The sequence below is a fragment of the Streptomyces sp. NPDC048434 genome (genome assembly GCF_043200375.1).
GTDB lineage: Bacteria > Actinomycetota > Actinomycetes > Streptomycetales > Streptomycetaceae > Streptomyces.
On sequence record NZ_JBICXQ010000092.1, the window covers coordinates 1 to 1,430 of the forward strand.

1 rRNA gene is annotated in these 1,430 nt (G+C 53.0%); it reads left to right on the plus strand.

Features of this window, described 5'->3' with window-relative positions:
• Nucleotides 1–1,430, plus strand: a 23S ribosomal RNA gene (locus ACGFWI_RS39000); the annotation flags it as partial.

The window sequence follows — 1,430 nt, forward strand, 5'->3', positions numbered from 1 at the left end:
GGAAAGGCGAAAAGAACCCCGGCGAGGGGAGTGAAATAGAACCTGAAACCGTGTACGTACAAGCAGTGGGAGCACCTTCGTGGTGTGACTGCGTACCTTTTGTATAATGGGTCAGCGACTTATATTTTGTAGCAAGGTTAACCGTATAGGGGAGCCGTAGGGAAACCGAGTCTTAACTGGGCGATTAGTTGCAAGGTATAGACCCGAAACCCGGTGATCTAGCCATGGGCAGGTTGAAGGTTGGGTAACACTAACTGGAGGACCGAACCGACTAATGTTGAAAAATTAGCGGATGACTTGTGGCTGGGGGTGAAAGGCCAATCAAACCGGGAGATAGCTGGTTCTCCCCGAAAGCTATTTAGGTAGCGCCTCGTGAACTCATCTTCGGGGGTAGAGCACTGTTTCGGCTAGGGGGCCATCCCGGCTTACCAAACCGATGCAAACTCCGAATACCGAAGAATGTTATCACGGGAGACACACGGCGGGTGCTAACGTCCGTCGTGAAGAGGGAAACAACCCAGACCGCCAGCTAAGGTCCCAAAGTCATGGTTAAGTGGGAAACGATGTGGGAAGGCATAGACAGCCAGGATGTTGGCTTAGAAGCAGCCATCATTTAAAGAAAGCGTAATAGCTCACTGGTCGAGTCGGCCTGCGCGGAAGATGTAACGGGGCTAAACCATGCACCGAAGCTGCGGCAGCGACGCTTAGGCGTTGTTGGGTAGGGGAGCGTTCTGTAAGCCGTTGAAGGTGGCCTGTGAGGGTTGCTGGAGGTATCAGAAGTGCGAATGCTGACATAAGTAACGATAAAGCGGGTGAAAAGCCCGCTCGCCGGAAGACCAAGGGTTCCTGTCCAACGTTAATCGGGGCAGGGTGAGTCGACCCCTAAGGCGAGGCTGAAAAGCGTAGTCGATGGGAAACAGGTTAATATTCCTGTACTTGGTGTTACTGCGAAGGGGGGACGGAGAAGGCTAGGCTAGCCGGGCGACGGTTGTCCCGGTTTAAGCGTGTAGGGGGTGTGACCTGGTAAATCCGGTTGCATACTAACCCTGAGGCGTGATGACGATGCACTACGGTGCAGAAGTAGTTGATGCCCTGCTTCCAGGAAAATCCTCTAAGCATCAGGTAACATTAAATCGTACCCCAAACCGACACAGGTGGTCAGGTAGAGAATACCAAGGCGCTTGAGAGAACTCGGGTGAAGGAACTAGGCAAAATGGTGCCGTAACTTCGGGAGAAGGCACGCTGGCATGTAGGTGAAGTCCCTTGCGGATGGAGCTGAAGCCAGTCGAAGATACCAGCTGGCTGCAACTGTTTAATAAAAACACAGCACTGTGCAAACACGAAAGTGGACGTATACGGTGTGACGCCTGCCCGGTGCTGGAAGGTTAATTGATGGGGTCAGCCGCAAGGCGAAGCTCTTGATCGAAGCC